This window comes from Streptomyces bungoensis (genome assembly GCF_001514215.1).
GTDB classification, from domain to species: Bacteria; Actinomycetota; Actinomycetes; order Streptomycetales; family Streptomycetaceae; genus Streptomyces; species Streptomyces bungoensis.
Window position 1 is genome coordinate 1 of sequence record NZ_KQ948891.1, and the last position, 9,739, is coordinate 9,739.

Annotated in this window: 1 protein-coding gene; it reads right to left on the bottom strand. The window is 76.2% G+C overall.

Annotated elements, in window-relative coordinates:
- The coding region (locus tag AQJ66_RS36430; protein WP_482255556.1) for a type I polyketide synthase at positions 1–9,720 on the bottom strand (9,720 nt) is incomplete at its 3' end.
- Between the last annotated feature and the right edge of the window lie 19 nt (positions 9,721–9,739).

Here is a 9,739-nt window from a genome sequence, read left to right on the forward strand (position 1 = left end):
GGAGACGACGCTCGCCGCGTTGCCGGTGCCCAGGTGGCCTCCGACGTCCTCGCCGGAGGCGACGAGGAGCGGGGTGTAGTCGTTGCCGTTGGTGCCGGCGAACACTCCGGTGCGGGAGCCGCGCAGCGTCGTCGGGTCGATCCCGGCCCGTTCGAACGCCTCCCACGCCAGCTCCAGCAGCAGCCGCTGCTGCGGGTCCATCGCCAGCGCCTCACGCGGGGAGACGCCGAAGAAGGCGGGGTCGAAGGCGGCCATGTCCCGCAGGAACCCGCCTTCGCGGGCGGTGCAGGTGCCGGGGTGGTCGGGGTCGGGGTGGTACAGGCCCTCGACGTCCCAGCCACGGTCGGCCGGGAAGGGGGCGATGGCGTCGGTGCCGTCGGCCAGCAGCCGCCAGAACTCCTCCGGGGTGCTCACCCCGCCCGGGAAACGGCAGCTCATCGCGGTGATGACGACCGGGTCGCCCTCGGTGACGCACGGTGCGACCGGTGCGGCGGCCTCGGCCCGGGTGGTGGGCGGCCGGTCGTCGTCACCGGGGGCGTCGCCGAGTTCGTGCAGCAGCATCCGCGCGAGTTCGGCGCAGTTGGGGTGGTCGAAGACCAGGGTGGCAGGCAGCCGCAGTCCGGTGATCTTGTTCATGCCGTTGCGGAGTTCGACGGCGCTCAGCGAGTCGAAGCCCAGGTCGCTGAAGGCACGGCTCGGGTCGACGGCCTGCGGTCCGGGGTGGCCGAGGACGGTGGCGACATAGCCGCGCACGACGTCGAGGACGGCGTCGGCGCGTTCGGTTCCGGTGAGGCCCGCCAGATGGCGGCGCAGCGGTGGCTGGTCCCCGTCGGTGGAGTCGCCGCCGAAGGCGCTCCCGGCGTTCTGGCCGGAGGCGTTGCCGGCCGCCGGGGCGAGGACGCGCCGGGCGTCGGGCAGGTCGCGCAGCAGGGCGCTGGCGCGGGAGCCGGTGAAGGCGGGGGCGAAGCGGTCCCAGCCGATGTCGGTGACCGCGAGGTGGGTCTCGCCGTGGTCGAGTGCCTGCTGCAGGGCCTGGCAGGCGAGTTCGGGCTGCATGTCGTAGACGCCGTAGCGGCGCAGGCGTTCGCCGACCGCGCCGTCGCCCATGCCGCCGTCGGCCCAGTGGCCCCAGGCGACGGCGGTGGCGGGCAGGCCCTGGGCGCGGCGCTGCTGGGCGAGGGCGTCCAGGAAGGCGTTGCCGGGGGCGTAGTTGCCGAGGCCGGGGCCGCTGATGGTGCCTGAGGTCGAGGAGAACAGGACGAACGCGGACAGGTCCAGGTCCCGGGTCAGTTCGTGCAGGTGGACGGCGGCCGTGGCCTTGGTGCGCAGCACCGGGTCCATGCGGCCGGGGTCGAGGGCGTCGATGACGCCGTCGTCGAGGGAGCCGGCGATGTGCAGGACCGCGTCGAGCGGGTGCTCCTCGGGGATCGTGTCGAGGAGTTCCCGCAGCGCGTCCCGGTCGGTGACGTCGCAGGCGGCGATGGTGACGCGGCCCGCGCCCAGCGCGGTGAGTTCGGCCCGCAGTTCGGCCGCGCCGGGTGCTTCGGCGCCGCGGCGGCTGGTGAGCAGCAGGTGGTCGGCGCCGAGGGAGGCGAGCCAGCGGGAGACGTGGCCGCCGACCGCGCCGGTGCCGCCGGTGACCAGGACGGTGCCGCGCGGGCGCCAGGGCTCGGCCGGTGCGGTGGCGCCGGCGAGCGGGGCGCGCAGCAGGCGGCGGCCGTAGCCGCCCGATGCGCGCAGGGCGGTCTGGTCCTCGCCGTCGGGCCGGGCGAGCAGGGCGCACAGCCGGTCGCCGGCCCGGCGGTCCAGGTCCGCGGGCAGGTCGATCAGGCCTCCCCAGCGGTCGGAGTGTTCCAGGGCGGCGACCCGGCCGAGACCCCACACGAGGGCCTGGGGCGCGCTGAGGACGGCTTCCGATCCGGTGACGGCGACCGCGCCGCGGGTGGCGCACCACAGGGGTGCCGCGACGCCGAGGTCGCCCAGGGCCTGGAGGAGGGCCAGCGTGCCGGCGAGTCCGGCGGGTACGGACGGGTGGTCGGGGTGGGGGCTCTCGTCCAGTGCGAGGAGCGACAGCACGCCGCCGAGGTCCTGCGGGGCGACCGCGGGCTCGGTGCCGGTGCCGGCGAGCGCCCCGGTCAGCAGGGTGGCCAGGACGGTGCGGTCGGCGTCGTGGCCGCCCGTGGCGACGGGGACGACGCGGACGGGCACGCCGTGGCCGGTGAGGGCCTGCCGGGTGGCGTCGGCCAGCGGGTGGCCGGTGCCGGGCACGACGAGGAGCCAGGTGCCGGCCGGGGGCGCGCCCGCGGTGTCCTGGGTGAGCGGGCTCCAGCCGACGGTGTAGCGCCAGCCGTCGACGGTGGACTGCTCGCGGCTGCTGCGCCGCCAGGCGGACAGCGCGGGCAGCACCTCGCGCAGCGGGGCGTCGCCGGCGAGGTCGAGGGTGGCGGCGAGGCCCTCGAGGTCCTCTTCGTCCACCGTCCGCCAGAAGCGGCTGTCCACCTCGTCGGAGACCTCGGTGGCGGTTTCGGCGGCGGTGTCCGCGGCGCGCAGCTCGGGCCAGTACCGCATCCGCTGGAAGGCGTAGGTGGGCAGGTCGACGCGGTGGGCACCGGTGCCGGCGAAGACGCAGCGCCAGTCGACGGGCACCCCGTGGGCGTGGGCCTCGGCGAGGGAGGTCAGGAAGCGGTCCAGGCCGCCGTGGTCGCGGCGCAGGGTGCCGAGGACGACGGCGTCTGCGGCGGCGTCCTCGATGGTCTCGCGGAGGCCGAAGCCGACGACGGGGTGCGGGGAGACCTCGATGAAGGCCCGGTGGCCGGCGGTGAGCAGGCCGCGGACCGCGTCCTCGAAGCGCACGGTCTCGCGCAGGCTCGTGTACCAGTAGGCGGCGTCCAGGACGGTGTCGTCGTCGAGCCAGTCGCCGGTGACCGAGGAGCGGAAGGGGATCTCGGCGGGGCCGGGCCGCAGGTCCGCGAGCGCGTCGAGCACCTGGTCCCGGATGGGTTCGACGTGGGCGGAGTGGCTGCCGTAGTCGACGGCGACCTTGCGGGCCTGGACGCCCTCCGCGGTCAGTTCGGTGTACAGCTCGTCCAGGGCGTCGGCGGCGCCGGAGACGACGACCGAGCCGGGGCCGTTGACGGCGGCGAGGGCGAGCCGGTCGCCGTGGCGCTCCAGCCGGCCGCGGACCTGGTCGGCGGGGAGCGGCACCGACATCATGCCGCCGTCCCCGGCGATGGCGGTGATGGCCTTGCTGCGCAGTGCGGCGACACGGGCGCCGTCCTCCAGGGACAGGACGCCGGCGACGACGGCCGCGGCGATCTCGCCCTGGCTGTGACCGACGACGGCGGCGGGCTCGACGCCGTGGGTGCGCCACAGGTGGGCGAGGGAGACCATGACGGCCCACAGGACGGGCTGGACGACGTCCACCCGGTCGAGGTCGGGCGCGTCGGGGCCACCGCGCAGGGCCGCGGTCAGCGACCAGTCGACATGGGGGGCGAGGGCCTGCTCGCACTCGGCGATGCGGTGGGCGAACTCCGGTGCGGTGTCGAGCAGTTCACGGCCCATGCCGGCCCATTGGGCGCCCTGTCCGGGGAACACGAGCACGGGTCCGGCGCCGCGCCGGTCGACGCCGCGGACCACGTCGCTGACCATGCCGTCCCCGGCGAGGTCGCGCAGGCCGCGCTCCAGGGCGTCGCGGTCGGCGGCGAGCACGACCGCGCGGTGCTCGAACGCGGTGCGGGTGGTGGCGAGGGACAGTCCCAGGTCGGCGAGGCCGAGGCCGGGGTGGTCGCGCAGGTGGGCGAGGAGCCGGCCGGCCTGGGCCCGCAGCCCGTCGGAGGTGCGCGCGGACAGCGGGGCGGGGACGAGGGGCAGTACCCGCGCGGGGGCGGTGTCCGGCGCGGCGGGGCCGGTCCGCTGTGCGCCGCCGGTGGTGGTGTCCTGGTGCGCGGGCTCGTCGGGTGCCTGCTGGATGACGACGTGCGCGTTGGTGCCGCTCATGCCGAACGAGGAGACGCCGGCCCGGCGCGGGCGGCCGGTCTCCGGCCAGGGCACGGCGTCGTCCAGCAGCCTTACGGTGCCTGCGGACCAGTCGACCTCGGGGGTCGGGGTGCCGGCGTGGAGGGTGGCCGGGAGCAGCCCGTGGCGGAGGGCCATGACCATCTTGATGACGCCGCCGACCCCGGCCGCCGCCTGGGCGTGGCCGATGTTGGACTTCAGGGATCCCAGCCACAGCGGGCGGTCCGCGGGCCGGTCCTGGCCGTAGACGGCGATCAGGGCCTGGGCCTCGATCGGGTCGCCCAGCGTCGTGCCGGTGCCGTGCGCCTCCACGGCGTCCACGTCGGTCGGGGCGAGTCCGCCCGCGGCCAGCGCCGCGCGGATCACCCGCTGCTGGGAGGGGCCGTTGGGGGCGGTGAGGCCGTTGGAGGCGCCGTCCTGGTTGAGGGCGCTGCCCTGGACGACGGCGAGGACCGGGTGGCCGTGGCGCCGGGCGTCGGAGAACCGTTCGAGGACGATCATGCCGGCGCCTTCGGCCCAGCTGGCCCCGTCGGCGTCCGCGGAGAACGGCTTGCAGCGGCCGTCCTCGGCGAGGGCCCGCTGCCGGCTGAACTCGATGAGCGAGCCGGGTGTCGACATCACGGTGACGCCGCCCGCCAGTGCCAGGTCGCACTCGCCCTGCCGCAGCGACTGCACACCGAGGTGCAGGGCGACGAGGGAGGAGGAGCAGGCGGTGTCGACGGACAGCGCCGGGCCCTCCAGTCCGAGGGCGTAGGCGATGCGGCCCGACAGGACGCTCGGGGAGTTGCCGGTGCCGATGTATCCCTCGAAGCTGTCCTCGGCGGCGCCGAGGATGCCGACGTAGTCCTGGTAGGTGACTCCGGCGAAGACTCCGGTGAGGCTGCCGCGCTGGGACGCGGGGTCGATGCCGGCCCGCTCCAGTGCCTCCCAGGAGGTCTCCAGCAGCAGCCGCTGCTGGGGGTCCATCGCCAGCGCCTCGCGTGGGGAGATGCCGAAGAAGCCGGGGTCGAAGTGGCTGGCGTGGTGCAGGAAGCCGCCTTCGCGGGCGTAGCAGGTGCCCGGGTGGTCGGGGTCGGGGTGGTACAGCTTCGCCAGGTCCCAGCCCCGGTCGGTGGGGAACGGGGAGATGCCGTCGCCGCGGTCGGCCACCAGGTCCCACAGTTCCTCGGGGCTGGTGATGCCGCCCGGGTAGCGGCAGGCCATGCCGACGACGACGACCGGGTCGTCGTCGAGCCGGGCGCGGGAGGCGACGGGGGCCGTGGTGCCGGTGGCGGCGCCGAAGAGTTCCGCGTCGAGGTGCGCGGCGAGGGCGAGCGGGGTCGGGTGGTCGAAGACGAGGGTGGCGGGCAGCAGGACACCGAGGCCGGCGCTGAGCCGGTTGCGCAGTTCGACGGCGGTGACGGAGGCGAAGCCGAGGTCCTTGAAGACGCGGCCGGGCTCGACCTCGTCCAGGTCGACGTAGTCCAGTACGGCGGCCACGGTACGGCGTACCAGGTCCAGCAGGGCGCGCCGCCGCTCGGCCGCGGACCGTCCCGCGAGCCGCTCCAGCAGTCCCGTACCGTCGCCCGGGCCGTCACCGGCCCCGGAGTCGTCGGCGGCGCGGCGGCGCTTCGTGCGGCGCGGGTCGGTCGACGGCAGGGGTCCGCTGCCTGCGGGGTCCTCCTGGGTGCGGGGGCCGGCCGCGGTGTCCGCGCGGGCGTCGGCTGCGGCCGGGTCGGTGCGCTCGTCCGGGGCCATCTGGCCGGTGACCGCCTGGCCGGTGTCCGCCGGGTCGGTGTCCGCCGGGTCGCAGGCCGTCCGGGCCTGTCCGGCCGGCGCGGGGCGCAGCCGCAGCGAGTCCACGGTGAGGACGGGCAGGCCGGAGGCGTCGGCGGCGAGCAGCGTGAGGGTGTCCCCGCCGGACCGGGTCAGCCGGATCCGCAGCGTGCCGGCTCCGTGCGCGAGGAGTGTGGCGCGCTGCCACGCGAACAGCACCAGCCCGTCACCGACTCCGGCCGGCAGCCCGAGCCCCAGCGGGTGCAGTGCCGCGTCCAGCAGGGCCGGGTGCACCCCGAACCGCCTGGCCCGCTCGCGTTCGTCGGCGCCGAGGGCGACTTCGGCGTAGACGTTCTCGCCGTGCCGCCAGACGGCGGTCAGCGCCCGGAACGCGGGGCCGTACTCCAGGCCCGGGCCGGCCGCGAGCCGTTCGTACAGGTCGCCGATCTCGACCTGTTCTGCGCCGGGCGGCGGCCAGGCGGCGAGGCCGGTCTCCGGCCGCCCGGCGGTGGTGCCGGCGGGCGCGAGCAGGCCGCCGGCGTGGCGGGTCCACGCGGTGCCGTCCGACGGCGCGCCGTCGGGGCGGGAGTGGACGGTGACCGCGCGGGTGCCCCGGGCGTCGGGTTCCCCGATGCGGACCTGGAGCCGGACCGCGCCGCGCTCGGGCACGGTCAGCGGCGCCTCCAGGGTGAGTTCGCGGACCTCGTCGCAGCCCACCTGGTCGCCCGCGTGGACGGCGAGTTCGAGGAAGGCGGTGCTGGGTACGACGGCGTGGCCGCCGATCCGGTGGTCCGCGAGCCAGGGATGCGAGCGCAGCGACAGCCGCCCGGTCAGGACGACCGCGTCGCTGTCCGCGGCCGGCAGCGCGGCGGTGAGCAGCGGGTGGCCGGTGTCGTCGAGGCCCAGCGCGGAGGCGTCATGGGGTCCGGCGGGCACGTCGAGCCAGTAGCGGCGGCGCTGGAAGGCATAGGTGGGCAGGGCGGTCCGCCGCGCCCGGCCCAGGGCCGGTACGGGTGCCGTCCAGTCGATGTCGGCACCCCGCGTGAACAGGGCCGACACGGCCTCCAGCAGGGCGCGTGCCTCGGGGCGGTCGTCGCGCAGCGCGGGCACGTACAGGCCGTCCGCCGCGCCCGGACAGGACTGGGCCAGGGTGGTGAGGGTGCTGTCGGGGCCGAGTTCCAGCCAGCGGGTGACGTTCTGCCCGGCGAGCGCGCTGACGCCGTCGGCGAAGCGCACCGCCTGCCGGACGTGCCGCACCCAGTACTCGGGGGAGGTCAGCTCCTCGGCGGTGGCGGGCCGGCCGGTGACGTCGGAGACGACGGGGATACGGGGAGCGGCGTAGGACAGCGTCTCGGCGACGGCGCGGAAGTCGGCCAGCATCGGTTCCATCAGCGGCGAGTGGAAGGCGTGGCTGACCCGCAGCCGCCGGGTGCGCCTGCCGAGCGCCTCGACCGCGGCGGCGATCTCCCGCACCGCGTCCTCGGTGCCCGAGACCACCAGCGACAGCGGTCCGTTGACGGCGGCCACCCCGGCCTCGGTCTCCCGGCCGGCCAGCAGCGGCAGCACCTCCTCCTCGGACGCCTGGAGCGACACCATCGCCCCGCCCTCCGGCAGGGCCTGCATCAGCCGTCCACGCGCGGCGACCAGCCGGCAGGCGTCCGCCAGTGACCACACTCCGGCCGCATGGGCGGCCGTCAACTCGCCGATGGAGTGCCCGAGCAGCACGTCGGGGCGTACGCCCCAGGACTCCAGCAGCCGGAACAGCGCCACTTCGAGGGCGAACAGGGCGGGCTGGGCGAACTCGGTGCGGTTCAGCGGTCCGGCGTCGTCACCGAAGACCACTTCCCGCAGCGGGCGTGGCAGTTCGGTGTCCATGTGCGCGCACACGGCGTCGAAGGCGTCCGCGAAGACCGGGTACCGCTCGTACAGCTCCCGCCCCATGCCCGGGCGCTGCGACCCCTGACCGGCGAACAGGCACGCGGTGCGCCCGTCCGCGAGGACGGAGCCGGTGACGGTGGCGTCGGACCGCTGCCCCGAGGCGAGCGCCCGCAGGCCGCCGAGCAGTTCGTCGCGCCCGGCGCCCCAGACCACGGCGCGGTGCTCGAACACCGAGCGGGACCGCACGAGGGAAGCGGCGATCTCGGCCGGGGCGGTGCCGGGACGTGCCTCGGCGAAGGCGGCCAGCCGCTCGGCCTGGGCGCACAGCGCGGCACGCGTGCGGCCGGACACCACCCACGGCAGCAAAGGCGGTTCGGGCGCGGCGGCGTCCGGTACGCCGGCCGGGTCGTCCTCGGGGACCGGCTCGGGTGCGGGCTGCTCCAGCACGACGTGCGCGTTGGTTCCCGACACGCCGAAGGCGGAGACGCCGGCGCGGCGGGGCCGTCCCTCGGTCCGCGGCCACTCCACGTTCTCCGTCAGCAGCGCGATGTCGCCGGCCGACCAGTCCACGTGCGACGACGGCCGCTCCGCGTGCAGCGTGCGCGGCAGCACCCCGTGCCGCATGGCGAGCACCGTCTTGATGACGCCGGCGACGCCTGCGGCGGCCTGCGTGTGACCGATGTTGGACTTCAACGACCCCAGGTACAGCGGCCGTTCGCGGTCCTGGCCGTAGGTGGCGAGCAGGGCCTGCGCCTCGATCGGGTCGCCCAGGGTGGTGCCGGTGCCGTGCGCCTCGACGGCGTCCACGTCGGCCGGGGTGAGCCCGGCGCCGGCGAGCGCCTGCCGGATCACCCGCTGCTGGGCGGGCCCGTTGGGGGCGGTCAGGCCGTTGGAGGCGCCGTCCTGGTTGACCGCCGAGCCGGCGATCACGGCGAGTACGTCGTGTCCGTTGCGGCGGGCGTCGGAGAGGCGTTCGACGACGAGCACGCCCACGCCCTCGGCCCAGCCGGTGCCGTCGGCGTCGTCGGAGAACGCCTTGCAGCGGCCGTCCGCGGCCAGCCCGCCCTGCGCGCTGAACTCCACGAACGCGGCCGGGTCGGCGAGCACCGTGACCCCGCCGACCAGGGCGAGGTCGCACTCGGCGGAGCGCAGGGACTGTGCGGCCAGGTGCAGCGCGACGAGGGAGGACGAGCACGCGGTGTCGACGGTGACCGCCGGGCCCTCGAAACCGAAGGTGTAGGCGACGCGGCCGGAGACCACGCTGCCCGCGACACCGGTCAGCAGCTGCCCGTCGAGTCCTTCGGGCACCTCGCGCAGGCCCGCGCCGTATCCGGAGCCGCCGGCGCCGACGAAGACGCCCGTACGGCTGCCGCGCAGCGAGTCGGGCCGGATCGCGGCGTGCTCCAGCGCCTCCCAGGAGGCTTCGAGAAGCAGCCTCTGCTGGGGGTCGACCGCGAGGGCCTCGCGGGGCGAGATGCCGAAGAAACCGGGGTCGAACTGCGCGGCGTCGGCGAGGAAGCCGCCCGCGCGGGTGTGGCTGCGGCCCTGGCCCGCGCCGTCGGGGGAACCGTGCAGCGCGTCGAGGTCCCAGCCGCGGTCGGCGGGGAACTCCGAGATGGCGTCGGCGCCTTCGGAGACCAGGCGCCACAGGTCGTCGGGCCCGGACACACCGCCGGGGAGCCGGCAGGCCATGCCGACGACGACCACCGGGTCGTCCGTGGTCGAGGTGACGGCCGGGACGGGCTGCCGGGTGTCGGTGCCGCGGCCGTCGTCGTCCTCACCGAGCAGTTCGCGCCGGAGCAGCCGGACCAGGGCGGCCGGAGTCGGGTGGTCGAAGACGAGGGTGCTGGGCAGTTTCAGGCCGGTCTCGGCGGAGAGCCGGTTGCGCAGCTCCACGGCCGTGAGGGAGTCGAAGCCGAGGTCGCGGAAGGACCGGGTGGCCTCCACCGCTCCGGCGTCCGCGTGCCCGAGCACCGCGGCGGCACCGGTCCGCACCAACTCCAGCAGCCGGCGGTCGCGTTCGGCCCGGGACAGGTCGGCGAGCCGTTCACGCAGGGCCGTGCCGGACGCCACGGCGGAGGCGGTGGCGACG